Origin of the sequence: Leucobacter sp. L43, from assembly GCF_016597785.1 — a bacterium.
In the GTDB taxonomy this organism is placed as follows: domain Bacteria; phylum Actinomycetota; class Actinomycetes; order Actinomycetales; family Microbacteriaceae; genus Leucobacter; species Leucobacter alluvii.
The window spans coordinates 236,715-260,622 of sequence record NZ_JAENJG010000002.1 but is presented as its reverse complement, the minus strand read 5'-3'; the positions used below and the strand labels follow the sequence as shown (position 1 = coordinate 260,622).

At 70.6% G+C, this 23,908-nt stretch carries 21 protein-coding genes and 1 tRNA gene; 13 read left to right on the top strand and 9 right to left on the bottom strand.

What is annotated here, in order from left to right; translation table 11 throughout:
- The first annotated feature begins 115 nt into the window (after positions 1-115).
- From JE033_RS10440 to JE033_RS10410, 7 genes are all read left to right on the top strand, one after another.
- Positions 116-664: an HAD-IIIA family hydrolase gene (locus JE033_RS10440; RefSeq protein WP_200331439.1), complete on the top strand. Its 549-nt coding sequence runs from the start codon at positions 116-118 to the stop codon at positions 662-664.
- On the top strand, positions 661-1,758 hold the full coding sequence (locus tag JE033_RS10435; protein ID WP_200331437.1) for a glycosyltransferase family 9 protein: 1,098 nt from the start codon (positions 661-663) through the stop codon (positions 1,756-1,758). The genes JE033_RS10440 and JE033_RS10435 overlap by 4 nt, the downstream gene beginning before the upstream one ends.
- On the top strand, positions 1,755-2,762 hold the full coding sequence (locus tag JE033_RS10430) for a glycosyltransferase (protein WP_200331435.1): 1,008 nt from the start codon (positions 1,755-1,757) through the stop codon (positions 2,760-2,762). The genes JE033_RS10435 and JE033_RS10430 overlap by 4 nt, the downstream gene beginning before the upstream one ends.
- A complete protein-coding gene (locus tag JE033_RS10425; RefSeq protein WP_200331433.1) occupies positions 2,759-4,027 on the top strand; it encodes a glycosyltransferase in 1,269 nt (422 codons plus the stop codon). Before JE033_RS10430 ends, JE033_RS10425 begins: the two co-directional genes overlap by 4 nt.
- A complete protein-coding gene (locus tag JE033_RS10420; RefSeq protein ID WP_200331431.1) occupies positions 4,024-4,647 on the top strand; it encodes an SIS domain-containing protein in 624 nt (207 codons plus the stop codon). The genes JE033_RS10425 and JE033_RS10420 overlap by 4 nt, the downstream gene beginning before the upstream one ends.
- The gene (gene rfaE2 / locus JE033_RS10415) at positions 4,644-5,999 is read left to right on the top strand and encodes a D-glycero-beta-D-manno-heptose 1-phosphate adenylyltransferase (RefSeq protein ID WP_200331429.1); all 1,356 of its coding nucleotides are present in this window, start codon (positions 4,644-4,646) and stop codon (positions 5,997-5,999) included. Before JE033_RS10420 ends, rfaE2 begins: the two co-directional genes overlap by 4 nt.
- Positions 6,000-6,066: 67 nt before the next feature.
- Positions 6,067-6,777, top strand: a complete 711-nt coding sequence (locus JE033_RS10410; RefSeq protein ID WP_200331427.1) for an SDR family oxidoreductase — start codon at positions 6,067-6,069, stop codon at positions 6,775-6,777.
- A gap of 26 nt (positions 6,778-6,803) precedes the next feature.
- On the opposite strand, the gene JE033_RS10405 is transcribed toward JE033_RS10410, so the two are convergent.
- Positions 6,804-7,982: a glycosyltransferase family 9 protein gene (locus tag JE033_RS10405; RefSeq protein WP_200331425.1), complete on the bottom strand. Its 1,179-nt coding sequence runs from the start codon at positions 7,980-7,982 to the stop codon at positions 6,804-6,806.
- A gap of 122 nt (positions 7,983-8,104) precedes the next feature.
- On the opposite strand from JE033_RS10405, the gene JE033_RS10400 reads away from it, so the two are divergent.
- Both JE033_RS10400 and JE033_RS10395 read left to right on the top strand, forming a co-directional pair.
- Complete coding sequence (locus JE033_RS10400) at positions 8,105-9,565, top strand: PfkB family carbohydrate kinase (protein WP_200331423.1); 1,461 nt, start codon at positions 8,105-8,107, stop codon at positions 9,563-9,565.
- A 23-nt stretch (positions 9,566-9,588) separates the two neighbouring features.
- Complete coding sequence (locus JE033_RS10395) at positions 9,589-10,716, top strand: DUF2795 domain-containing protein (protein ID WP_370567946.1); 1,128 nt, start codon at positions 9,589-9,591, stop codon at positions 10,714-10,716.
- A gap of 24 nt (positions 10,717-10,740) precedes the next feature.
- On the opposite strand, the gene JE033_RS10390 is transcribed toward JE033_RS10395, so the two are convergent.
- From JE033_RS10390 to JE033_RS10370, 5 genes are all read right to left on the bottom strand, one after another.
- A complete protein-coding gene (locus tag JE033_RS10390) occupies positions 10,741-11,757 on the bottom strand; it encodes a DNA topoisomerase IB (RefSeq protein WP_200331418.1) in 1,017 nt (338 codons plus the stop codon).
- Positions 11,754-12,866, bottom strand: coding sequence for a YbdK family carboxylate-amine ligase (locus tag JE033_RS10385; protein ID WP_200331416.1), 1,113 nt, complete (start codon positions 12,864-12,866; stop codon positions 11,754-11,756). The genes JE033_RS10390 and JE033_RS10385 overlap by 4 nt, the downstream gene beginning before the upstream one ends.
- 2 nt (positions 12,867-12,868) lie before the next feature.
- The gene (locus tag JE033_RS10380; protein ID WP_090150742.1) at positions 12,869-13,102 is read right to left on the bottom strand and encodes a hypothetical protein; all 234 of its coding nucleotides are present in this window, start codon (positions 13,100-13,102) and stop codon (positions 12,869-12,871) included.
- A gap of 42 nt (positions 13,103-13,144) precedes the next feature.
- On the bottom strand, positions 13,145-13,618 hold the full coding sequence (locus tag JE033_RS10375; protein ID WP_090150745.1) for an SRPBCC family protein: 474 nt from the start codon (positions 13,616-13,618) through the stop codon (positions 13,145-13,147).
- Positions 13,619-13,797: 179 nt separating this feature from the next.
- On the bottom strand, positions 13,798-16,098 hold the full coding sequence (locus JE033_RS10370; RefSeq protein ID WP_090150749.1) for a bifunctional alpha,alpha-trehalose-phosphate synthase (UDP-forming)/trehalose-phosphatase: 2,301 nt from the start codon (positions 16,096-16,098) through the stop codon (positions 13,798-13,800).
- Positions 16,099-16,215: 117 nt separating this feature from the next.
- Here JE033_RS10370 and JE033_RS10365 point away from each other — a divergent pair, with 117 nt between their 5' ends.
- The 4 genes from JE033_RS10365 (at position 16,216) to JE033_RS10350 (ending at position 22,471) form a co-directional block, all read left to right on the top strand.
- Positions 16,216-17,739 (top strand): SulP family inorganic anion transporter, encoded by a 1,524-nt coding sequence (locus JE033_RS10365; RefSeq protein WP_090150752.1) that lies wholly within the window; start codon positions 16,216-16,218, stop codon positions 17,737-17,739.
- A gap of 108 nt (positions 17,740-17,847) precedes the next feature.
- Positions 17,848-18,840, top strand: a complete 993-nt coding sequence (locus JE033_RS10360) for a MoxR family ATPase (protein ID WP_200331412.1) — start codon at positions 17,848-17,850, stop codon at positions 18,838-18,840.
- Complete coding sequence (locus JE033_RS10355) at positions 18,840-19,961, top strand: DUF58 domain-containing protein (protein ID WP_200331411.1); 1,122 nt, start codon at positions 18,840-18,842, stop codon at positions 19,959-19,961. The genes JE033_RS10360 and JE033_RS10355 overlap by 1 nt, the downstream gene beginning before the upstream one ends.
- Positions 19,958-22,471, top strand: coding sequence for a DUF3488 and transglutaminase-like domain-containing protein (locus JE033_RS10350; protein ID WP_200331410.1), 2,514 nt, complete (start codon positions 19,958-19,960; stop codon positions 22,469-22,471). Before JE033_RS10355 ends, JE033_RS10350 begins: the two co-directional genes overlap by 4 nt.
- A 9-nt stretch (positions 22,472-22,480) precedes the next feature.
- On the opposite strand, the gene JE033_RS10345 is transcribed toward JE033_RS10350, so the two are convergent.
- From JE033_RS10345 to JE033_RS10335, 3 genes are all read right to left on the bottom strand, one after another.
- A complete protein-coding gene (locus tag JE033_RS10345) occupies positions 22,481-22,825 on the bottom strand; it encodes a TraR/DksA C4-type zinc finger protein (RefSeq protein WP_200331409.1) in 345 nt (114 codons plus the stop codon).
- Positions 22,826-22,919: 94 nt separating this feature from the next.
- A tRNA-Pro gene (locus JE033_RS10340) sits at positions 22,920-22,993 on the bottom strand.
- A gap of 228 nt (positions 22,994-23,221) precedes the next feature.
- A complete protein-coding gene (locus JE033_RS10335) occupies positions 23,222-23,857 on the bottom strand; it encodes a hypothetical protein (protein WP_200331408.1) in 636 nt (211 codons plus the stop codon).
- Positions 23,858-23,908: the final 51 nt, after the last annotated feature.

The window sequence follows — 23,908 nt, the reverse complement described above, 5'->3', positions numbered from 1 at the left end:
CCCGAGATTGCCTCGTCTGCGCAGAGCACCCACCACTGGACTACCGCACACCGGAGCGCGGCGCAAGGGGTCGGGCTCTGCGTTTACTCCTGCTCCTTCGGGGAATGAGGGAGGTATGACTGAACCCGCAGTACCCGTGCACGCCGTGCTGTTCGATCGCGATGACACCCTCATCGTCGACGTTCCGTACAACGGCGACCCCGAAGCCGTGCGCCCGATGCCGTCGGCCCGCGCCGCGGTCGATCGGGTGCGGGCGGCCGGGATTCCCGTCGGCGTCATCAGCAATCAGTCGGGCATCGCTCGCGGGCTGCTGAGCGAGGAACAGGTGCGTCGCGTGAACGAACGCATCGAGCAGTTGCTCGGCCCGTTCGACGTCTGGCGCATCTGCCCGCACGCCCCGCGCGACGCGTGCGACTGCCGCAAGCCGAGGCCGGGAATGATCGTGTCGGCTGCCGCTGAGCTCGGGGTGGCTGCTGAGAACGTCGTGATGATCGGCGATATCGGCGCCGACGTGGATGCGGCAGAAGCTGCGGGTGCGCGCGGCATCCTCGTACCGACTCGTCTCACGCTGCAGCAGGAGCGCGACGACGCGACGACGGTCGCCGAGACGATCGCGGAAGCGGTGGAGATCGCGCTCGGCAGCAGGTCTGGAGCGGATCGATGAGCGCGCCGGTGCTCGTCGCCAGGCTCGACAGCATGGGCGACGTGCTCATCTCGGGCCCGGCGGTCCGCGCTGTCGCGCACCAGGCAGAGGTCGTCATGCTGTGCGGGCCGTTGGGTGCGGGCGGAGCGGCTCTGCTGCCGGGCGTCAGCCGCACCATCGTCTGGGAGGCGCCGTGGATCTCGGAGCCCTGGCGCGAGGTGAGCCGGGAGCACGCCGAGCAGCTCATCGCGAGCGTGCGCGATACCGGCGCCGCAGAGGCGGTCATTCTCACCTCGTTCCACCAGTCGCCGCTCCCCCTGGCGCTCCTGCTGCGACTTGCGGGAGTGGAACGCATCACGGGCGCCTCCGTCGACCACCCCGGGTCCTTGCTCGACGTGCGACTGCGCCCCGGTGAGGATCTTCGCGAAGATATCCCTGAGCCGGAGCGCGCTCTCGCGATCGCGGAGGCCGCCGGATACCCGAGCATGGACGACGGGCGTCTCGCGGTCGTGCCGACGCCTGACACCCGGGCGCTCACGGGCGGCGCGCCGTACGTCGCGCTGCATGCTGGCGCAGCGGTGGCGGCCAGGCGGTGGCCCGTTCTCCACTTCGCACGCCTCGCTCGGCTGCTCGGCCAGACCGAACGTCAGGTGGTGCTGACGGGGAGCGCCGGGGAGGCGGATCTCACCGGACGTATCCGCGCGGAGGCGCCGGAGGCGATCGACCTCGCGGGAGCGTGCTCGACGCTGGAGCTGGCAGGCGTGCTCGCGGGTGCGGACGTGCTGGTGTCGGGAAACAGCGGACCGGCGCATCTGGCAGCTGCGGTCGGCACCCCCGTGGTGAGCCTGTTCTCACCAGTGGTGCCAGCCGTGAAATGGGCGCCGTACGGAGTCCCCGTGCGGCTGCTGGGCGACCAGCTCGCGCCCTGCAAGGATTCGCGCGCCCGTGACTGCCCCGTCGCGGGGCACCCCTGCCTCGCCGGTGTGGCACCTGCAGCGGTGCTCGCGGCGATCGAGGAGCTCGAACCACTCGGACGCGACCGAGATCGCGCTCATCACGCACAGCCCGCGCGCGCAGTTCCGCGCGTGCAGGGCGTACAGGAAGGACGACGATGAAGATTTTGGTGTGGTACCTGCACGGCGGCTGGATGCAGGCGTTCCTGAGCGGTTCGCACGAGTATCTCGTGCCGGCGGAGCCGGGGCGCGACATGCCGCCGCTCCCCCCGCACGCCCGTCGAATCGAGGCGGCCGAACTCGCCGGCGTCGATGTCGACCTCGTCGTGCTGCAGCGCATCGAAGAGCTCGAGTGGGCCGAGTCGCTGCTCGGGCGGCGCCCCGGCCGAGACGTTCCGGCCGTGTTCGTCGAGCACAACACCCCGAAGCACTCGCCGGTGGCAGAGCGCCACTTCCTGAGCGATCGCACGGACATCCCGGTCGTGCACGTCACGCACTTCAACCGCCTCATCTGGGACTGCGGCTCGGCACCGACGGTCGTCATCGAGCACGGCATCCCCGACCCGGGTCAGCAGTACACGGGCGCCGTCGAAGCGCTCGGCGTCGTGATCAACGAACCAGTGCGGCGCGGGCGAGTCACGGGCACCGACCTGCTGCCCGCATTCGCGAGTGCCGGGCGGCTGGACTGCTTCGGGATCGCCACCGACCGTCTGCCGGCCGCACTCGATCTGGGGCCGGACCGTCTCCGCATCGTCGGAGATCTGCCGACGGAGCGACTGCACGCGGAACTCGCCCAGCGTCGGGCCTACGTGCATCCGATGCGGTGGACATCCCTCGGACTCTCGTTGCTCGAAGCGATGTTCCTCGGCATGCCGGTGCTCGTGCTCGACGCCACCGAAGCTGCGCGCGCCGTGCCGCCCGAGGCCGGGGCCCGCTCGGCGGACCCGGCAGAACTGGTCGCGACCGCCGACCTGCTGCTCCTCGATCCCGACGAGGCGCATCGACGCGGTGCCGTCGCGCGAGAAGCCGCGATCGCGCGGTACGGCCTCCGACGCTTCCTGGATGACTGGGACGCGGTCCTGGCCGACACCCGTGATGCCCACACCCGTCGCGCCCGGGCGCGCGTAGACGCCCCCCACCTGATCACCGAAGGAGCTTCATCGTGAAGATCGCCATGGTGTCCGAGCACGCCAATCCCCTCGCCACCCCGGGCAGCGTGGATGCCGGCGGCCAGAACGTGCACGTCGCCGCGCTGTCACGGGCGCTCGCGGAGCGCGGCCACCGGGTCACCGTGTTCACGCGCAGGGATGACCCGACCACCCCGACGCGCGTGCCCCTGTGCCCAGGAGTCGAAGTCGTGCATCTCACCGCGGGCCCGCAGCGCCACGTGCCGAAGGACGACCTCCTCCCGCACCTCCCGGCCCTCTCAGCTGGGCTCGCAGCTGCGTGGCGCTTCGACCGCCCCGACGTCGTGCACAGTCACTTCTGGATGTCGGGCATCGCCGCCCTCGACGCCGCAGCCGAGCGGGGCACGGGCCATCCGCCAGTGCTGCACACCTTCCATGCGCTCGGCTCGGTGAAGCGACGGTACCAGGGCGCTGCCGATACGAGCCCGGCCGAACGCGCGCGGCTCGAGCCGCTCGTGGGCCAGCGTGCAGCTACAGTGATCGCCACGTGCCCGGACGAGGTCGCAGAACTGCGGCTCCTCGGCGTCCCGGAAGACCGCATCGAGATCGCTCCGTGCGGCGTCGACCTCGGCATGTTCCAGAACACCGGCCGCGCCGCCGCTCGAGGAGCGACCTTCCGCGTGCTCAGTCTCGGGCGTCTCGTCCCGCGGAAGGGCGTCGACATCGCCATCCGCGCAGTCGGTCTGCTGCATGAGCAGGGAATCGACGACGTCGAGCTGCACATCGTCGGGACCGGGGATGCGCCCGCTGGCGAATCCGGACCCGACGCCGAGACGGTCCGCCTCACGGCGCTCGCCGAATCACTCGGCGTCTCGGATCAGGTGCGATTCCTGGGCCGCGTGCCGCGCGATGACGTCCCGGCACTGATCCGCGAGGCCGACGCCGTCGTCTGCACCCCCTGGTACGAGCCGTTCGGCATCGTTCCCCTCGAGAGCATGGCCTGCGGCACACCGGTCGTCGCCGCGAACGTCGGCGGCCTGGGAGACACGGTGGTCGACGGAGTGACCGGGCTGCTCGTGCCTCCGCAAGACGCACCGGCCGTCGCCGATGCATTCGCCCGGCTCCGTGCCGATCCCGCCTTCGCCGCGACGCTCGGGGCGGCGGGGCGCAGGCGCGTCGAAGCCAGATACAGCTGGGAGCGCGTCGCCGCTCGCACCGAGCGCATCTACGAACGCGCACTGCAGCACACCAGACAACGCACCGACCGCGCTTCGAGCGCACAATTCGCGGAGGCCGCACTATGACCACCCCAACGCTCACCCAGGCGCCGATCGCCGCCGAGCGATCGACGGCGAACGCCGTCACCGACCACTTCGACGCGCTCGCGCAAGCTCTCGCTCAGGCTCGCCGGCACGCGACCCACCTCGAGGCATGGGGCGTCGAGCTCGCGACCCGACTCCGCGCGGGCAGACGCCTGCTGGTCGGCGGCAACGGCGGCTCGGCCGCCGAGGCTCAGCACCTCACCGCTGAGCTCGTCGGTCGCTATCGCGATGACCGCGCCGCCTACTCTGCGATCTCGCTGCACGCGGAGACGTCGAGCATCACCGCGATCGGCAACGACTACGGATTCGACCAGGTGTTCGCACGTCAGGTGCGGGCGCACGCAAGAGCCGGAGACATCGTGCTGCTGCTCTCGACCAGCGGAGGCAGCCCGAACCTGCTCGAGGCCGCGCGCGCGGCAGAGGAGTCGGGCGCGACGAGCTGGGCGCTCACCGGGCCGGGACCGAATCCACTGGCGCGCCTCTGCGACGATGCGATCTGCTTGGACGGCGCGTCACCCCATGTGCAGGAGTGCCAGCTCGCGGCGATCCATGCGATGTGCGAAGTGTTCGACGCCTGCGTGGGAACGGAGCCCCAATCATGAAGATCGTCATTGTCGGAGACACGCTCCTCGACGAGGACGTCGACGGCGTCGCGGAACGCTTCCAACCCGACGCCCCGGTCCCGGTGGTCGACGTGCAGACGCGCCGCTCCCGCGCGGGGGGCGCAGGGCTCGTCGCACGCATGCTGCAGCACGACGGGCACGACGTCACGCTCGTGACCGCGCTCTCCTCGGACGAACCGGCGGAGCGGCTCCGCGCCCACCTCGACGGCATCCACCTGGTCGCCGGGCTGCTGCCAGCCCCCACCCCGGTGAAGACGCGTCTGCGAGCGGCCGGCCAGCCCGTCGCCCGCATCGACGACGGCTGCGGCGATCCCGTGCTGCCCCACATCACCCGGGAGATGCTCGGCGCCATCGGCGAGGCGGACGCGATCATCGTCTCCGACTACGGCCGCGCGCTCACGGCGCACCCTGAAATCCGGGTCGCCCTGCATCGACGGGGGTCGCGCGTACCGCTCGTCTGGGACCCGCATCCACGGGGCGCCGATCCGGTTCCCTCTGCGAGCCTCGTGACCCCCAACCTCTCAGAGGCCGCGAAGGCCGCCGGCACCTCCGCCGACGCCGCGTCTGCAGCCGGTGCCGCCGCGCGCCTGCGAGAGCGCTGGGGGTGCACGGCGGTCGTCGTCACGCTCGGCTCGGAAGGCGCGCTGCTGCTCGACGCCGATCACGCTCCGGCCCTCATCCCCGCACGTCCCGTCGACGCCGCCGACGCCTGCGGAGCCGGAGATCGTTTCGCCGCCTCGGCACTCCTCGCCCTCGCCGCCGGCGACTCCCTCCCCGACGCGGTGCGGAGCGCGGTCGACGCCGCCGGCGATTTCCTGTCGTCGGGAGGCGTCGCAGCGCTCGGCGCAACCGGGCTTCCACGTGCTCGTACTGCGGGCGCCGACGCCTTCGCGATCGCCGAGCAGGTGCGGAGTTCGGGCGGCACCGTCGTCGCGACGGGCGGATGCTTCGATCTGCTGCACGCGGGGCATGTGCGCACGCTCGCAGCCGCGCGCGGACTCGGAGACTGCCTGATCGTGTGCCTGAACTCCGACGAATCGGTCCGCCGTCTCAAGGGCGATGAGCGTCCGCTCATCAGCGAGCAGGATCGGGTGGAGCTGCTGACGGCGCTGAGCTGCGTCGACGCCGTCGTGGTGTTCGCCGAGGACGACCCCCAGGCCGTGCTCGACCGCCTGCGGCCCGACGTCTGGGTCAAAGGCGGCGACTACAGCGCCCAGGCCCTCCCCGAAGCCGCGCTCGTCGAGTCCTGGGGCGGGCGGGTCCTCACGCTCCCCTATCATCTCGGCCGGTCGACCACGGCCCTTGCTGAGGCCATCGCCCGCGTCGGCTGACACGATTCACCCGCGCGGCCCTGCGTCGCGCATTGCTCACCTCGTCCCACCTGAGAAAGGACCCTCGATGACCCTCTCCACCACTCCCTCCCCGCTCGGCCGCGTCCTCATCACCGGCGGGAGTTCCGGGCTCGGCGCCGCCGTGGCGCACGCCGTCGCTGAGGCGGGAGGCACCCCGGCCATCATCGATCTCGACGTCAGCGCCTGGCACGATCGCGCGGTCGCGCAGGCGGCCGACGTCTCCGACCGCGCGCAGGTGGAGTACGCCGTCGCCGCCATCGCCGAAGAGCTCGGCGGCATCGACGCCGTCGTCACCGCCGCCGGCATCGACCGGTGCGGTCGGCTCGAAGACGTGGACGCGACCGAGTGGGAGCGCGTGATCGGCGTGAATCTGCTCGGCACCGTATCGACGGTCCGCGCGGCGCTGCCGCACCTCGAGCGCGTCCACGGCCGCGTCGTGACGATCGCGTCTTCGCTCGCACTCCGCGCGCTCCCCGAGGCGACGGCCTATTGCGCCTCGAAGTTCGGGGTGCTCGGCTTCTCGCGAGCGCTCGCCGCAGAGACCGCGGGTCGTCTCGGCGTGACCACGTTGATTCCCGCCGGGATGCAGACGTCGTTCTTCGACGATCGACCCGAGCAGTACCGGCCGGCTGCTGACGCGCAACTCAACGATCCGGCCAACGTCGCCAGAGCCGTGCTCTTCGCCCTGCAGCAGCCACCGCGATCCGAGGTTCGCGAGCTCGTGATCGCACCGGAGGACGAGCCGTCATGGCCGTAGCCCGGTGGCCGGAGCGCGCGCGACCCTCAGCGCGCGCGCTCCGCGAGCAGTGCTCGGGCGTCGGCCAGCACCGCTTCCGTGCTGACATCGGCGACGAACGAGTCATCGTGCTCGCATCTCGGCGCCGTCCATCCCACCTGGGTGCTGTCGCGGCCGCACACCGGGCAGTTCGTGGTCCACGACAGCTGCACCCGGTGCTCCCCCCGCCCCATCGGGCCCGCGTTGAGCAGGTTTCCGCACCAGAAGACCGACGCGGTCGACGTTCCGACCGCCTGGGCGAGGTGCCGGGGGCCGCTGTCGTTGGCCAGGCAGAGGTCGGCCGAGGCGAGCACACCGGGAAGTTCGTCGAACGAGAGCTTCCCCGCGAGATTCAGTGGTGCGGCAGCAGCTCCGGCTGCGACAGCCGCACGGACGAAGTCGTCCGCGAGCCGCTGCTCGGAGGCGTCGCCGATCACCGCGACCCCCGCGCCGGAGCGCGACAGCTCCGCCGCGACCGCGCCGAAGCGTTCGACGGGCCAGCGGCGCCGCGGATCGGTCGCCCCGGGGTGCACGACCACGATCGGGCCGTCGGCTTCGCCCAGGCGGGCTCGGCCGAGCTCCACCTCTTCGGGCGCGACGATCACACGCGGTTCGAGATCGACGGGGGCAGCGCCCGCCAGCGCGGCGACCTCGAGCCATCGCATCACCTCGTGCTGGTAGTAGACGTACGGCAGCGACCGCTCGAGCGCGAGCGCATCATCGGTGCGCGTGCCGATCGTGCACCGGGCGCCGAGACCGGCCACGAACGGATTCGAGAAGCGGCCTCCTCCGTGCATCTGAGCGGCGAGGTCGTAGCCGGCTCCGCGCTGCTCGGCGATGAAGCGTCGCAGCGCCTCCGGGTCGACCGCTGCCCCGCTCGGTTCGTAAACCCCCTCCGCCACGGGCAGCCGCACGATGCGGTGCGGTGCGCCGACGCGGCCGTCGAGCAGTCGCGCCGCCGGCGTGCCGAGCAGCGTGATCTCGGCTTCCGGGTAGGCGGACGCGAGGGCCGTGATGGCCGGGAGCGCGAACAGCAGATCCCCGATACCGCCGCCGCGCAGCACTGCGATCTTCCGCACCCCGTCGATCTTCTCGCGCAGCGCACCGACGATCGGTCTCCTCGGGATCACCGCTGGCCCTGCAGCGTGGTCGGCGCCCTCCGAGGTGCGGTACGGGTCGTGCGGCATGTGTTCCTCCATCTCGCGATGACGTGTCCGGTATTCGGCGCGCAACGCGCCTGCTCTTCTTCTGCCCGCTTCGCCCCGGTTTCAAACGGACCGGTCATCGTTCCCCAGGAAAGGCGGTCGTGATGAACACGCTCGACAGCATCGCTCGCATTCGGGCGCGCCGGCCCCGCATCGCGGTGCTCGGCGATTTCTTGCTCGATCGATGGTGGCACGGCACCGTCGACCGCGTCGCTCGCGAGGCTCCAGCGCCCGTCGTCGAACTGGCCGGCGCCCGAGACCTTCCCGGCGGCGCCGCGAACACGGCGCGCAATCTGGCCGCGCTCGGGGCGGACGTGCTGGCCTTCGGCGCCATCGGCGCGGACGAGCCCGGCGATCGCCTCCGGGAGGGCCTGCGCGACGCGCACGTCGACGTCTCCGCGCTGCAGTGCGTCGACGGAGCGCGCACCACGACGAAGGCGCGCGTGTCGGTCGCGGATCATGTGCTCCTCAGACTCGACGACACGCAGCGCGAACCGTGGCCGGAGCGCGTGCGGCACCGGCTCGTTGCCGAGTTGCGCGAGGCGGGGACCCAGTGCGATGCACTCGTGATCTGCGACTACGGCGCGGCTCTGCTCGACGACGCGATGATCGCCGAACTCGCCGAGCTGCCGCGAGCGGCGCTCCTCATCATCGACGCGCACGACCCTGCGCGCTGGTCCGCGCTCCGGCCCGACGTGATCACCCCGAACGCCGGCGAGACCGAGCGGCTGCTCGGCAGGCCGCTGGGCTCGGGTGAGGCACGCGTCGGGGCGGCCATCGATGCGGGCGAGGCTCTCCGCAGCCGGAGCGGGGCCCGGTCGGTGGTGGTCACGCTCGACCGAACGGGCACCGTGCTGCTGACGGACGGCGCCCGGCCGCATCGAACGCGGGCCCACGCGGCCCCGGAGCAGCAGGCGTCGGGAGCGGGCGACGTGTTCGTCTCCGCCCTCGCCGTCGCACGCGCAGCTGACTGCGAGCTCTCCGCTGCCGTCGACCTCGCACAGCTCGCCGCAGACATCGCCGTCGAGCGCACGGGCACCTGCCGGTGCTCCCTCGACGAGCTCGAACTCCGTGCGACGGCCGCACCGGATCCGCAGATCTCCGTCGCAGATCTCGCACGGCGCCTGGAAGCGCATCGCAACGCCGGAGCGCGCATCGTGTTCACGAACGGATGCTTCGACGTGCTCCACCGTGGGCACACGGCGTCGTTGAAGCAGGCCCGTCGTCTCGGTGATGTGCTCGTCGTCGCGTTGAACAGCGACGATTCCGCGCGACGCGTGAAGGGCCCTGGGCGGCCGGTGAACGGCATCCGGGACCGGGCGAATGTGCTGTCAGAGCTGTCCTGCGTCGACTACGTCACGGTGTTCGACGATGAGACGGCGTGCGCGACCATCCGTGAGCTGCGCCCGGACGTGTACGCGAAAGGCGGCGATTACACTCCCGAGATGCTGGAGGAGGCCGCGGAGATGCGTCGCATGGGCGGGGAGGTCGTGATCCTCGATTACGTCCCCGATCATTCGACCACCGAACTCATCGACCGGCTGCGTACGACGGCCGAAGCATGACCATGTTGGAACGGAGGAATGCTGTGCACCGGAACGCGCAGACGCACCGGAGGCGCGCGCGCCCCAGCCGGCGCGGTGCCGCGCACTGGGCGCGCCCTGCGGCCCAGCAGACGATCGAGATCGACGTGCTGATTCCGACCGCCGATCGAGGGCCAGAGCTCGCCGTCACGCTCTCGGGGCTCGCGGCGCAGGACAACCCGCCGTTCCGAGTCGTCGTCAGCGACCAGTCCGAGGAGCCCGTCGAGCAGGTTCCCGCCGTGAGCGCGATGATCCGCGTGCTTCGAGCGCAGGGCCGCGCCGTCGAGGTGCACCGTCACCTGCCCCGCCGCGGGTTGGCGGAGCAGCGCGACTTCCTGCTGAGCTGCGCAGCCGCGCCGCGGGTGCTCTATCTCGACGATGACGTGTGGCTGGAGCCCGGCTCCCTCTCGAGACTCGACGCGTCCCTCTCGGAGCAGCGCTGCGGGTTCGTCGGGTACGCCGTGCAGGGGCTCTCGTTTCTCGACGACCCGAGGCCTGACGAGCTGAGTGCGTTCGAACCGTGGCCGCCCTCCGGCGTGCGCCCCGAGTACGTGCGCCCCGATACGCCGGAGCACGAGCGCTGGCCGCTGCACAACGCGGCGAACCTCGCTCATCTCGCGGCCCGTCTCGAACTGCAGGACGATGACCGACTCGCCTACCGCGTGGCGTGGATCGGAGCGTGCGCGCTCTTCGATACCGCGGCCCTCCGAGCGGCCGGCGGCTTCGCCTTCTGGCGCGAGCTGCCCGCGCACCACGTGGGCGAGGACCGCGTGGCGCAATGGCGGGTCATGGAGCGCCGCGGCGGCGCGGGCATTCTGCCGAGCGGCGCGGTGCACCTCGAAGCGCCGACGTCCATCGTCGATCGCCGCATCGAGGCGAGCGACGAGCTGTTCCCGGAGTCGGGATCCTCCCGGCCCGAGCCCCAGAAGAAAGGAGACGACATGTCAGCATCGAGCAACCCCATCGAGGTGCAGCGATCCCTCGGAGGCGTCGACTACCCCGCCGACCGGTCGGCACTCGTCGACGCAGCACGGAACTTCGGCGCCTCGGACGACGTGGTACAGGCCCTCGAGGGTCTTCCCGACCAGACCTACGATTCGCCCACCGCGGTCAGCGAAGCGCTGAGCGACTGACGACCTGTCCCGGCGGGCCCGCGCTCAGCGCGGCGCCCGGCGGGCCAGCAGGGCGAGCAGGCATTGCTCGTCGACGCTCAGGTGCGCCTGGGGCTTCATCTTCTCCCGGGCCGTTCGTAAGCGCTCCCGAGCTGCGGCGTCCTCCGCCAGCCCGAGCACTCTCGGGTCGATGTACGAGGATTTCGTGACCGCTGGAGTGTTGCCGAGCCGCTCCGCCGCGGCGCGGACCGCATCCCTGACGGCAGCCGCAGCGCGCTTCTGGGTGCGAAACGCATCTTCGTCGTGCTCGAGGAGCGACGAGAGGGCCATCCGACTGCCGCCCCACGTGCGAAAATCCTTCGCCGTGAACTCTTCGCCCATCACGCGCTTCACATACGCGTTCACATGCTTGCTCCGCACCTGCCGCGACACTCCCGTGTCTTCGAAGAAGCGGAAGACCTCGTCACCGGGAAGCTCTTCGAGCCGCGCGATCAATCGCGCGATTCTCGGATCCGCCACTCGGCGCGCATGCCGTTTTCCGCTCTTGCCGACGAAATCGAACCGCACCGAGCTCCCGGTGGCCTCGATGTGCTCCTCCCGGAGCGTCGTCACGCCGTAACTGCCGTGCTTCGCTGCGTACTCCTCATTGCCGACGCGGAAGAATTCGAGGTCGATGAGTCGGATCACGCACGCGACGACGCGTTCTCTTCCGAGGCGTTTGCGACGCAGATCTCGGTCAACGCGGGCGCGCAGCTTCGGAAGAGCGGTGCCGAACCTGCCCAGGCGGGCGAACTTCTCCCGCTCGCGACGCTGTCGGAACCGCGGGTGGTAGATCATCTGCGTGCGCCCGGCAGCGTCGATGCCTCTGGCGAGCACCTTGGCGGACGGCCCGCGCGCGATGCGCACGTCCGTCCACGCCGGAGGGATCGCGAGCGACTCGATCCGGGCGATCTCCTTCGCGGCGGTCACACGGCGACCGTCTCGCCGATAGACGAAGCCATCCCCGTCGACTTCCCGAGTGATCGGGCCCCCACGACCGCCGCGACGGCCCGATCCGCTCATCGGCGCTCCTGCACCCCGGACGCACGGTAGAGGTCGAGCAGCCCGGAGACGCCGCCCTCGCGAAAGCTCGCGAGCTGCCGTTGCGCCGGGCCGCCGAACGTGCGGAGATCGCCGAGATACTGCTCGACGCGCTGGGCGTCGCCGAAGCGCTCCAGCGATCGCTCGGCGAACCCGAACATCTCGTCGAGGACCGCGGCCGCCGGATGCGCGGTCCCGCGCACCGGGTCGATGATCGCGGAGGAGAGTCCATCCCGCGCGGCCATCCAAATCGCTCCGTTCACCAGACCGGGAGTGACGCGCTCCTCCTCGCGGCCGTGCTCCGCGTCGTCGAGGATGCGGTCGACCAGTCCTCGCACGAGCAGCGCGAACGAGACGGCCGCTTCCGGCTCGAGCTGCGCGTCGGCGATGCGCAGCTCGATGGTCGGGAATCGCTCCGAGAGACGCGCGACCCAGGTGACGATGCCCGGATCGATCAGAATGCCCGTGTCGACGAGGCTGGCGACCGTCCGCTCGTACTCAGCCCCCGACGAAAACTCCGGCGGGTATCCGGCGAGCGGCCACGCCATGCTCTTGATATGGCGCCAACTCGCGAGCCCCGTCTCCTCACCGCACCAGATGGGTGAGTTCGCCGAGATCGCGAGCAGTGCCGGAGCCCAGCGAGCCAGCCCCCGGAGGGCGGCTACGCCGGCGTCGCGCGACGGCACCGACACATGCACGTGCGTTCCGGTGACGTACTGATGCGCAGCGGCGGCCCGCAACTCGGATCTAATCTCGCGGTATCTGGCCTTCGGGGTGACCGAGCCCTCGTGCTCTCCCCCGACCGGTGGCAGGCCCGTGCCCGCGAGCACCGCCCCCACATCCGCTGCAGCAGCACCCGCGATGGAGCGGAAGCTGCGCAGCGCCTCGTCGGCCTGGCGCGCTTCCGTGCAGACCGGCGACGCGGTTTCGAGTTGGCTGGAGAAGAACTCGCGGTCCGCCTCGCGGCGCAGCTCCGGCCGCCGCTCCACGATCTGCGCTGCGCGATCGATGGGGGCGCCCGTTTCGGCGTCGAGCAGGAGGAACTCCTCCTCGACGCCGAAGCTGCGGGTCTCGGTCTCGGCAGTTCCCACGCTCAGACGGCCTCTCCGGCGTCGAGGTCGGTCTCGGTGTCTTCCGCGCGACGCGCGGGAGAGGATGCGACATCCTCGCCGAGTTCTTCGAGCGCTTCTCGGGGATCGTCGGTCGTCACCTCCACCGCTTGCTCGTCATCTGCCGACACGAGCGGGCGATCCTCATCGCGGTGATCGGTCACCGTGAGGTCCTCGTCCCCGTCGATCTCATCCGTTGGCTCCCAGATTTCGGCCATGGCCGTCCCCTTCCTTCGGTGGTGCTGTGCTGCGGTGCGGGCTCAGACGGCCGTGCCGTCGCTCGGTCGAGCGACCGAGCCGCGCCACGCACCCGATTCGAATCCATTCGATTCGAGCAGACGGGCGAATTCCTTCAGGTCTTTGCCGACCTGAGCGTCGTCGAGCTGCAGTGCAGCGCCTGCGTGCTCGACGAAGCCCTCTGGCTCCCAGTCGAGCTGCAGACGCACTCGCGTCTTGTTCTCATCGAGTCGATGGAAGGTGACGACACCAGCGTGCGACGGTCCGGAGATGCTGTTCCACGCGACGCGCTCGTCCGGGACCTGCTCCGTGATCTTCGCGAGGAAGTCGCGTTCGACGCCTGCGACCTTGACGCGCCAGTTCAACGTGGTCTCGTCCACCTGCTTCACCTCTTCGACGCCGCCCATGAATGCCGGGAAGTCTTCGAACTGCGTCCACTGGTTGTAGACGGTGCGGATGGGAAGGTCGATATCGATGTCGCTGCTGACAGTATTCATCTCGGGGCACTCCTATCGTCGTGTCGAAGAACCGATCATGGTTGATCATCGATTCACTGACGAGCGTATTGCTCGGCGCCCGATGCTGTCAGCGGGGTTGATTTCGCAGGCGCCCATCAGTATTCGCACGCGCTCGGCCCGAGACGAGCCGTACTCGCACGCGCTCGGCGAGAGGCGACTCAGTCGGAGCCGATGACGATGCCGGTGCGCAACTCGACGAGGCGCGCGAGCACCGCCGCGACGGCAGCCGGGTCTGGCACTCGGCCCGTGGCGGCCGTCTCCCCCTCGCCGACTTTGATGCCCAGATCGTCGGGACCGAGCACCGCGAACGCGTCTTCATCGGTGACGTCGTCGCCGATGAAGAGCACCGGCCCCGGCGGAAGCGCCTCGCGGATGGTCTGCAGCACCGTTCCCTTGTCGGAAGCGCGTACCGAGAACTCGCGGACCTGCTTGCCCTCACGCACGTGCAGCCCCTCCGCGACGCCGAATTCGACGGCCGCAGCGAGCAATTCGCGGCCGTACTCTGGGTCCGCGACTTCCCGCGTGTGCACGGCGACGCCGAACGGCTTGCGCTCGAGGCGCACGCCGGGCTCGGACCCGAGCACGCGCTCGAAACGCCGGGTGATGCGATCGAGTCGATCGGATTCCTCATCGGTCGGCTCCCCCGAGCCGTTCGTCCCGACGACTCCTGAGACATCGAATCCCGTGAGCTCAGAACCGTGGGACCCGGAGACGATCCACCCCTCGCTGCCGGTGCCGGTGTCGGCCAGCCCGCCCAGCGAGCGCCCGGTCAGGAGGGCCACGCGCACGCCGGGCGCAGCGCTCAGCATCTCCAGCGCCTGCCGCGCCCTGGGCAGCATCCGCGCGTCCTGCGGCCGAGGCACGATCGGAGCGATCGTGCCGTCGAAGTCGGTCGCCACCAGCAATGATGATGCCGTCGCGATGCGCCGGAGCCGGTCACCGACGCTGCGCGGCACGAACGCCTGCGGCACCAGCGAGACCGGTCCAGTCGCTCCCTCGGCCGTGCCATTCGCCTGCGCCGTCGCCCGGGTCTCGGAGATCGAGGTCATCGACCCGAGGAACGCGGAGGCCCAGTGCTCGACGTCGTTGTCGTGCACTGCGCGCCGCATCCCCTGCATGCGCCGGCGCTGCTCCTCCTGCGGCATGTGCGTCGCCCGGAGGAACGCGGCCTTCAAGCCCTCGATGTCGTGCGGATTCACGAGCAGCGCATCCTTCAGCTCATCGGCGGCGCCCGCGAACTCGCTCAGGACGAGCACGCCCTGCTCGTCCTCGCGACAGGCGACGTACTCCTTCGCCACGAGGTTCATCCCGTCGCGCAGCGGCGTGACGAGCAGCACGTCGGCCGCGAGATACAGCGCCACCATCTCCTCGCGGGAATACCCGCGATGCAGGTACACGAGCGGAGAGTGGCCGATCGTGCCTCGCTCGCCGTTCAGCCGGCCGACGGTGAGCTCGACCTCGTTGCGCAGCTGACGGTACGCGTCGACCTGCTCGCGGCTCGGGCTCGCCACCTGCACGAGCACGATGTTCGAGGCATCGATCTCGTCGTCGGCGAGCAACTCGTCGAACGCCTTCAATCGGTGACGAATGCCTTTCGTGTAGTCGAGCCGATCGACGCCCAGCATCACCGTCTTCGGGTCGCCGAGTTCGGCCCTGATCTCACGAGCGCGCTGCTGCGTCTCGGGGCGCCGCGCCACCTCGGCGAACGCCGCTGCATCGATCGAGATGGGGAACTCCTGCGCGAGCACCGTGCGCCCCGGGGCATCCGGCGTGGCCGGGAGCACCATCGTGTTGCCGAGCGCCTGGGTGTGCGTGTAGCGCTCGGCGATCGTGCGGAAGCTGATCGCGTCGGGAACGCGCTGGAAGCCGATGACGTCCGCCCCGAGCAGCCCTTGGATGATGCTGCGACGCCAGGGCAGCTGCTCGAAGAGCCCGCGCGGCGGGAAGGGGATGTGGAGGAAGAACCCGATCGTGAGATCGGGGCGCAGCTCCCGCAGCATGGCCGGTACGAGCTGCAGCTGGTAGTCGTGGATCCAGGCGACCGCTCCTTGAGCCGCGGTCTCGGCCACGCGCTCGGCGAAGCGTCGATTGACCTTGACGTACCGGTCCCACCAGTGACGGTGATACTCGGGCGGCGCGATCACGTCGTGGTACAGCGGCCACAGGGTGCCGTTCGAGAACCCCTCGTAGTAGCGCTCGACATCGTCGTGCGAGAGCTCGACGGGCTCGAGCCGCATGCGGCCGATCTCGAACGGCTCGATGTGCTCGTCCTCGCTCCCGGCCCACCCGACCCAGACGCAGCCGAGCTGCTCCACGATCGGCTCGACGGCCGTCACGAGACCGCCCGGCGACGTGCGCCAGGACGTCGTCCCGTCTGCCGCCACCACCCGGTCAACGGGCAATCGGTTCGACACCATCACGAGCTCGCGCCCTCCGGTCAAATCCTGCATTCCGGTCATCGCACCTCCCAGCGGCTTCATCCGAAGTCTACTCAGCGCCCGCCGTGCGCGCTCCCCCTTGACGCGCGTTCCGCCGGCATGGAAACCGCCGACCCCGCGGGGCATTACAGTGGTCGGGTGAACCGCTCAGTGACTGACGACCGCGTCCGATACCGCGCCGATCCCTCGGTGCTCACCGCACTGCGGTCGCCGCGCCTGCTGACGCGGGAGGCCCTCGCCGGGTTGGTCGTCGCTCTCGCCCTGATCCCCGAGGCGATCGCTTTCTCGGTCATCGCCGGCGTCGACCCGAAGGTCGGCCTCTTCTCCTCGTTCATCATGGCCATCACCATCGCCTTCGTGGGCGGCCGGCCGGCGATGGTCACCGCAGCGACCGGGGCCGTGGCGCTCGTGATCGCTCCGGTGGCTCCCACCTACGGCATGGACATGTTCATCGCGACGGTCATCCTCGCCGGTGTCTTCCAGATCGTGCTCGCCGCCTGCGGCGTCGCGAAGCTCATGCGCTTCATTCCCCGCAGCGTGATGGTGGGGTTCGTGAACGCTCTGGCGATCCTCGTCTTCATGTCGCAGCTGCCCCACCTCATCGGCGTGCCGTGGCTCGTCTACCCGCTCGTCGTGCTCGGCATCGCGATCCTCGTCGTCTTCCCGAGGATCACGAAGGTCGTGCCGGCGCCGCTGATCGCGGTCATCGCCGTCACCGTCGTCGTCGTCTCCGCGCGCATCGCCGTCCCGACCGTCGGCGACCAGGGCGAACTGCCGCGGAGTCTCCCCGAGCTCTTCATCCCGGACGTTCCGCTGACGTGGGAGACCTTCACCATCATCGCCCCGTTCGCGTGCGCGATGGCGCTGGTCGGGCTGATGGAGTCTCTGATGACGGCGAAGCTCGTGGACGAGATCACCGATACCCACTCGAACAAGACGCGCGAGAGCTGGGGCCAGGGAGTCGCGAACATGATGTCGGGCATCTTCGGCGGCATGGGCGGCTGCGCCGTCATCGGGCAGACGATGATCAACGTCAAGGCATCGGGCGCGCGCACCCGCATCTCGACGTTCCTCGCCGGCGTCTTCCTGCTCGTGCTGATCGTGGCGCTCGGCGACATCGTCGCGCTGATTCCGATGGCCGCGCTCGTCGCCGTCATGATCATGGTCTCGATCGGCGCGTTCGACTGGCACTCGATCGCGCCGGCCACGCTGCGCCGTCTCCCGCGCAGCGAAACGCTCGTCATGGTCGCGACCGTCGCGCTGGTGGTGGCGACGCACAACCTCGCGATCGGCGTGATCGGCGGCGTACTGATCGCCTCGGTGCTCTTCGCCCGCAGGGTCGCGCGCGTGGTCGACGTGCGCCGCGAGCTGCGCGACGAGCACGGTGTCGCCGGCGCGATCGCGCACTACACCGTCACGGGCGAGCTCTTCTTCGCGTCGAGCAACGATCTGACCACGCTCTTCGAGTACCACAGTGACCCCCCGCGCGTCGTCATCGACCTGACCGCAGCGCATGTCTGGGATGCGTCGACGGTCGCCGCGCTCGACGCGATCGAGACCAAGTACGCGCAGTACGGGGCGGCCGTCGAGTTCGTCGGCATGAACCCAGACAGCCGCACCATGCACGAACGATTGACCGGAGAACTCGGCGGCAGCGTCTAGGCCGCTCCCCCGGCTCCCGCTGCCCGCGAGCCGAAGTGCGCGCAACCCGGCAATTCCCGGGGTGGTGTGGCAAGCTGCCTGTCACTGGACTGAAGAGGGGCGGCCGCCATGTCGATGACCGAACTGTCGCACGAGCCGGTCCCGGCCGCACCCGCCCAGGCAGTGCCTCCGAGCGTACTCGCGCAGCGCATCGGCGATACGCTCGCGCAGGTCATCCAAGGTCAGCGAGGGGTGATCGAGACGGTGGTCACCACCGTTTTCGCGGGCGGCCACCTCCTCCTCGAAGACGTTCCGGGAGTGGGCAAGACGACGCTCGCGACGGCCCTCGCACGATCCATCAGCGCCGATGCGCGCCGCATCCAGTTCACATCGGACATGCTCCCGACCGACGTGACCGGCCTCTCGGTGTACGACCAGGAGAGCCGTCGCTTCCAGTTCCACCCCGGGCCGATCTTCGCGAACATCGTGATCGGCGACGAGGTGAACCGGGCCACGCCGAAAACGCAGTCCGCGCTGCTCGAAGCCATGGAGGAGCGGTCGGTGACGGTCGACGGCAGCACCCACCGCCTCCCCGACCTCTTCGTCGTCGTCGCGACGCAGAACCCGCAGGACATGGAGGGGACCTTCGCGCTCCCGGAGGCGCAACGCGACCGTTTCATGACGCGCATCTCGCTCGGGTACCCCGATCCCGCGTCCGAGCTGCGCATGCTGCTCGCGAAGTCGGATCAGGATCGCCGCGACGTCGTCCCGGCCATCGCATCGGTGGAGGAGGTGCGAGCCGCGCAGCGCGCGGTCGCCAGCGTGCACCTCTCCGCGGAGGTCGGAGCCTACATCGTCGACCTCATCAATGCGACGCGCGGCCACGGCGGCGTCGCGCTCGGCGCCAGCCCGCGCGCCTCCGTGCACCTGAGCCGGATGAGCCGGGCGAGGGCAGCCGTGCTCGGGCGCGACTTCGTGTCACCCGACGATGTCGCCGCCCTCGCGACGACGGTGCTCTCGCACCGCCTCGTGCCGCGCGGCAGGTTCGCCCGCGCCGACGAGGCCGCACGGGCCGCGACCGAGATCGTCGAGGAGATCGTCGCTCGAACCCCGCTCCGGTGATGCGCGACAGCCGCGCGGAATCCCCGGGCTGGTCGGCAACGCTGACGCCTCGCGGCTGGGGGTGCGCACTCGGCGCTGGTCTGCTCGGGGCGAGCTGGTACGCGATCGGCCTGCGCGATGTCTGGTACCTCGCCTGGTTGCTCGCAGCACTCGTCGTCGTCGCACTCGCCTGCGCCCTGGTCAGCGGTCTGCTCGCTCGCTTCGACGTGCGGGTTCGACTCGACGAGCCCGCACCGTTCGTCGGCTCGATCGTGGTGTGCACGGCCACCGTCTCCCACCGGCTGCCGTGGACGGCGTCGGGTCGCCTCGTGTGGGATGCGGCCGGCCGGCAGGCTTCCGTGCCACTGCGGTGGGTGCGAGGATCCGATGCCGCCGGCGTCTTCGACTGGCACGCGAGCGCGCGAGGGCCGCAGGAGGTGCGCGTGACCGCCGTCGGCATCGTGGACCCCCTGGGCCTCGTGCGATTCGACGCGCAGACGCACGCCGTCGCCCCGGCGACCGTCCTGCCCCGCGCCCTCCCGGGGCTCCCCGAGCTGCTCGAAGCCGAGGTGACCGCGTCGTTCGGCGGTGATGCGGGAACCGCGGCGAACGGCATCGGCGACGGGGGCATCGGCGGAGGCGCGCTCCGCGAGTACCGTCGTGGTGACGCCTCCCGGCAGATCAACTGGAAGCAGAGCGCCAGGCAGGGCGAGTGGCTCGTGAACCTCCCCGAGCCTGCGACACGCTCCGAGCGGGCGCTCCGCGTCGACTGCGACGCCGACGCCTACCGATCGGATGCAGAGTTCGAGGTCGCCGTCTCGGCTGCCGCCGCGATCGTCATCCACTGGGCGCGTTCCGGCCACGTCGTCGAGGTGCGGTGCGCGGGGCAGCCTGCCGCGATCAGCGGAGACGTCGACGTGCTGCTGCGAACGCTCGCAGCAGCACGGTGCGAGGCCGACGACGGCGCAGACGAGGCGACGGCGGAGCTGCTCCCCGGGATCGTGGTCACCGGGATCGTGCACCGCCGGCTCATGCGCGCTCTCGAGATGTCTGCGGCCGGCGGCACGCTCATCACAGTGGGGGCCGCGCAGGGCGCGCTGCCCGGCGCCTGGCGAGCGCTTCCGGTGCGGGAGCCGTCATGAGTGCGCTGCGGCGCACGCGCCGCGGGCCGGCCGCAACCGGGCGGAGTGCGGCCCCGCCTGGCACGGTCGCGGCAGACGATCGCATGTCGCCGCCTCGGTTGTGGATCGCCGGAGGCCTGCTGCTGCTGCTCTGGATCGTAGCGCTGTCGGCGCTCACCCGCGTGTTCGTCTGGGGATCCTGGTGGCCGTCCGCCGTCGGCATCATCGGAGCGACCATCGCGGCCGCCTGCGCCGTGCGGGCCGGGCGGCCGAAGCGCGGCGCTCTGGCCGGCATGACCGGCTTCGCAGCCGGCCTTGGAGTATGGGCCGCGCTCCTCGTCACCAGCGGCCGGGCCGTCGACTGGTGGATCGAACCTGCCGCGGTCTTCGAGCAGGTGCAGGTGCGCATCGTCGGAGGTTCGGCGCCGCTCGTCGTTTCCGGACCGCTGACCGAGCTGCTCCTCGCGACCGTGCTGCTCGTCGCAGGGGCGACGACCCTGCTGCTCGTACTGACCGAATCTCCGCTGCTCGCCGGAGCACTCGTCGCACTCGTGCTCCTCGTCCCTGCAGCCGTCACCGGAGTCTCGATCGGCATCACCGCGTGGAGCGCGTCGCTCCTGATGCTGGGCCTCCTCGCGTGGGTCGGCTCTGGATCACCGAGGTGGCACGGCATCGGAGCCGGCCTCCTCGCGGGAGCGCTCGCCGTCGGCGCGATGGCCATCACCCCCGCGACGCAGGACCGCGTGTGGAACGACTCGCTCTTCCCCTCACCCGTGTCGCGAACGGTTCCCGACGTGACGCTCGCGCTGGCGGAGGATCTCCAGGAGCGCAGCAGCGCCCCAGCGTTCAGTTTCACGAGCTCGGCGCCTGGGCCGCTGCGGTTCACGCTCGCGACGCTCGCAGAGTTCGACGGCGGGCAGTGGCAGCCCCAGCAGGAACTCGCGGCGAATCGCGCCGACGTGAGCCAGGAGCGGTCACCGGCGCAGCTGCCGCCGACCGCTACGGATTCGGCACCGCCCGCGCCCGCGCGCACGGTGACCATCACCATCGACGGGCTGCTGAGCTCGTGGCTCCCGCTGCCGCAATCCACCACCGTCGTGCATCCGAGCCGTGACGGAGACGAGTTCCAGGCCGAGCGGTGGTGGTGGTCGGCGGCGTCCAACACGGCGCAGACCGAACGCGATATCACCCGGCGCGGGTACCGCTACACCGCCGAGGCCGCTCCCCTCGACGCGGGCCAGTTGCCGGCGGACGGGCTCGCCTCGTTGCCGGAGAGCGCAACCGCCTTGATCCGGGACCCGGAGGCCGGCGCACCGATCACCCCCTACCTCGCGCTTCCCGATGGGATTCCCGATGCGGTGTCCTCGGCGGCCGCTGATGTGGCCGCCGGGCGAACGAGCCGGATCGCGGTCGGCCGGGCGCTTCAGGACTGGTTCCGCAGTGGAGCGTTCAGCTACGACGAGGCCGCGCCGTATCAGCCCGGCGCCGACCCCGACGATCCCTATGCCGTCATGACGGAGTTTCTGGAGACGCGACAGGGCTTCTGCGTGCACTACGCCGCGACCTTCGCCGTCATGGCTCGAGAGCTCGGCGTACCGACCCGCGTGGCCGTGGGGTACGCGAGCCGCGCGGAGGCCGACGAGACGACGGTCGTGCTGGGGCGCGAACTGCATGCCTGGCCGGAGATCTACGTCGATGACCTCGGTTGGGTGGCCTTCGAACCGACACCGGGCGGAGCGGGGGCACTGGCCGACGGAGACGGGGCGTCGGGCGCTGATCCGAGTGACGCGCCGGACCCGACCTCCGCACCGGCGGAGCAGCCGACCGATCTCGCCCAACCGACCGAGGATGCCCCGGATGCTCCCGCGGAGGCGACCGCAGCTGGCGCCGAAACCGACAGCAGCCCTGCGGCGCCGGCGACGCTGCCGAGCATGCTCGCGACCGCAGCCGGAGCATTGCTGCTCCTCGGTGCGGCACTGAGCGTTCCCGCCGCTCGGCGGGGCCGGCGCAGACGACGCCGAGTGCGCGCGATGCGCAGCGCCTCTGCTCCGGCGTCAGCTGCATGGGAGGAGCTGCGCGATACGGCCTCCGATCTCGGCTTCGACGCGTTCGACGGGGCTGCTGCCCCGCGCGCGCAGACCTCGGACGCTCTGCTCGAGCACTGGGAGCGCGCGGGGGTACTCACCGGAGCGCCGGCTCTCGCGGCGCGCAGGATCGCCGCAGCGATGTCGGCCGAGCGCTATGGCGCGGGTTCTCCCAGAGGCGAAACCCCGAGCGACGGCGCGGATGTCTCTGACGTCTCGGATGTCTCGGATGACTCGGATGACGCGGATGACGCGGATGACGCGGATGACTCCGGTCGTGAATCCGACCGCCGCTCCGATATGGAACGCGATCTCGACGCGACCATCGCGGCGCTGCGCGACGGGGCCGGCCCCGCGCGCCGCGCCAGGGCCCGCTGGATGCCGCGATCGGTGCTGCGCGGGCGACTCGGTGCGCCCGCCTCGACAGCAGCGGCACCAGCACGCTGATTCGCAGCCCTAGGGTGTGCAGGCGACGCAGCGCTCGCGAAACGGGCGCACCTCGAGCTGACCGACGGGAATCAGCTCTCCGCACTGCGCGCACACGCCGTACGTGCCAGCGTCGAGCCGCCGCAGCGCGTCCGCGGCTTGTCGGGCGTCGTCGCGAGCGGAGTCGAGCAGCCCGGCGAGCAGCGACCATCTCGCCGACAACGGCTCGCCGTCGGGATCGTGCTCGTCGTCGTCCACCGCGCTTCGTCGAGCGCTCGTCAACGCGGCGATGTCGTGCTCCAGCTTCGACACGCGCGCGCCGATGCGATCCTGCTCGGAGACGAGCAGCGCCCGAACGCGGTCTGCGTGCTCCATGTGCGCTCCTCCCGCCGCTGCACCGATGGGCCTCAGCATACGACAACGGCCCGGAACCCCGTTGATTTCTCAACGCAGTTCCGGGCCGTTTCCGTCGGGATGACAGGATTTGAACCTGCGACCCCGTCGTCCCGAACGACGTGCGCTACCAAGCTGCGCCACATCCCGATTGCGTGTTTCACGCAAGGAATACTCTAGCGGTTTCCCTGCGAATCACGAAAACGGGGGCGCTCCGGACGTGTCGCCCCTCCCTCCCCTCTGCGAGCGGGGTCACTCTTCGTGGGTGTCGCGATGGCAACACGCACGAAGAGTGACCCCGCTCCCAGAAGTGGGTGGGCGGTGGAGAAGTGGGCGTGCGGCGGAGCGGTGGGCGTGCGGTGGAGCGGTGCAGCGGCGTCAGACGGTGAGCGACGCCAGGAGCGCGTCGACCGCGCCCGGCCACTCGCCTCGGAGGCTCAGCGTGCCCACGGGATCGTCCCCGGCGTCGACCGCGACCGCGCGGTGCACGGCGAGCCGAGCGAACTCCGTCTCGGCGATCGTCGCCGCCCCCTCCGAGAGCACCCGCACCGCTGCGAGGTCGGGCACGGGTTCGCCCGCGGTTCCGGTGCCCCGCACCCGCACCGAGGGTTCGCGCTCGGCCGAGTTTCCCTCGGCATCCTGCGTGAACTCGCGACTGCCGTGCTCGCCGCGCACGATCGCGCCGGAGAGCACCGCGCGGAAGACCGGATCGCCAATCGCGTCGTACGCCCAGCGCCTGCCGAGCACCCCGTGCTCCATGGTGCCGACGACGAAGTCGTCACCGTCGTCCAGCGCGGCCCCGCGGTAGGCGAGCGGCACGTGGTACACGACTTCGTCACCCGCGGTGAACACGTGACCCTCGAGGCCGACCTCGCCTTCGGGATCGTCGAAGCGGTAGGCGCCGACGGGCGCGAGTCGTGCGACATCGCCCGCGAACCACGGCTGCGCCGGCAGCCACGCTGCGAGCAGATCGTACTTGGACGGGCTCAGGGTGGTGCGGTGAATGATCGACATGATCCGATCCTACGACCGGGCCTCGGAGCGCGTCGAGCGTCTCGAACAGCA

What these genes read in the sequence shown, in the direction of transcription:
- JE033_RS10440 (WP_200331439.1), top strand. Translation starts at nt 116, where the DNA reads ATGACTGAACCCGCAGTACCCGTGCACGCCGTGCTGTTCGATCGCGAT.
- JE033_RS10435 (WP_200331437.1), top strand. Translation starts at nt 661, where the DNA reads ATGAGCGCGCCGGTGCTCGTCGCCAGGCTCGACAGCATGGGCGACGTG.
- JE033_RS10430 (WP_200331435.1), top strand. Translation starts at nt 1,755, where the DNA reads ATGAAGATTTTGGTGTGGTACCTGCACGGCGGCTGGATGCAGGCGTTC.
- JE033_RS10420 (WP_200331431.1), top strand. Translation starts at nt 4,024, where the DNA reads ATGACCACCCCAACGCTCACCCAGGCGCCGATCGCCGCCGAGCGATCG.
- rfaE2 (WP_200331429.1), top strand. Translation starts at nt 4,644, where the DNA reads ATGAAGATCGTCATTGTCGGAGACACGCTCCTCGACGAGGACGTCGAC.
- JE033_RS10410 (WP_200331427.1), top strand. Translation starts at nt 6,067, where the DNA reads ATGACCCTCTCCACCACTCCCTCCCCGCTCGGCCGCGTCCTCATCACC.
- JE033_RS10405 (WP_200331425.1), bottom strand. Translation starts at nt 7,982, where the DNA reads ATGCCGCACGACCCGTACCGCACCTCGGAGGGCGCCGACCACGCTGCA.
- JE033_RS10400 (WP_200331423.1), top strand. Translation starts at nt 8,105, where the DNA reads ATGAACACGCTCGACAGCATCGCTCGCATTCGGGCGCGCCGGCCCCGC.
- JE033_RS10390 (WP_200331418.1), bottom strand. Translation starts at nt 11,757, where the DNA reads ATGAGCGGATCGGGCCGTCGCGGCGGTCGTGGGGGCCCGATCACTCGG.
- JE033_RS10380 (WP_090150742.1), bottom strand. Translation starts at nt 13,102, where the DNA reads ATGGCCGAAATCTGGGAGCCAACGGATGAGATCGACGGGGACGAGGAC.
- JE033_RS10375 (WP_090150745.1), bottom strand. Translation starts at nt 13,618, where the DNA reads ATGAATACTGTCAGCAGCGACATCGATATCGACCTTCCCATCCGCACC.
- JE033_RS10370 (WP_090150749.1), bottom strand. Translation starts at nt 16,098, where the DNA reads ATGACCGGAATGCAGGATTTGACCGGAGGGCGCGAGCTCGTGATGGTG.
- JE033_RS10360 (WP_200331412.1), top strand. Translation starts at nt 17,848, where the DNA reads ATGTCGATGACCGAACTGTCGCACGAGCCGGTCCCGGCCGCACCCGCC.
- JE033_RS10355 (WP_200331411.1), top strand. Translation starts at nt 18,840, where the DNA reads ATGCGCGACAGCCGCGCGGAATCCCCGGGCTGGTCGGCAACGCTGACG.
- JE033_RS10350 (WP_200331410.1), top strand. Translation starts at nt 19,958, where the DNA reads ATGAGTGCGCTGCGGCGCACGCGCCGCGGGCCGGCCGCAACCGGGCGG.
- JE033_RS10345 (WP_200331409.1), bottom strand. Translation starts at nt 22,825, where the DNA reads ATGGAGCACGCAGACCGCGTTCGGGCGCTGCTCGTCTCCGAGCAGGAT.
- JE033_RS10335 (WP_200331408.1), bottom strand. Translation starts at nt 23,857, where the DNA reads ATGTCGATCATTCACCGCACCACCCTGAGCCCGTCCAAGTACGATCTG.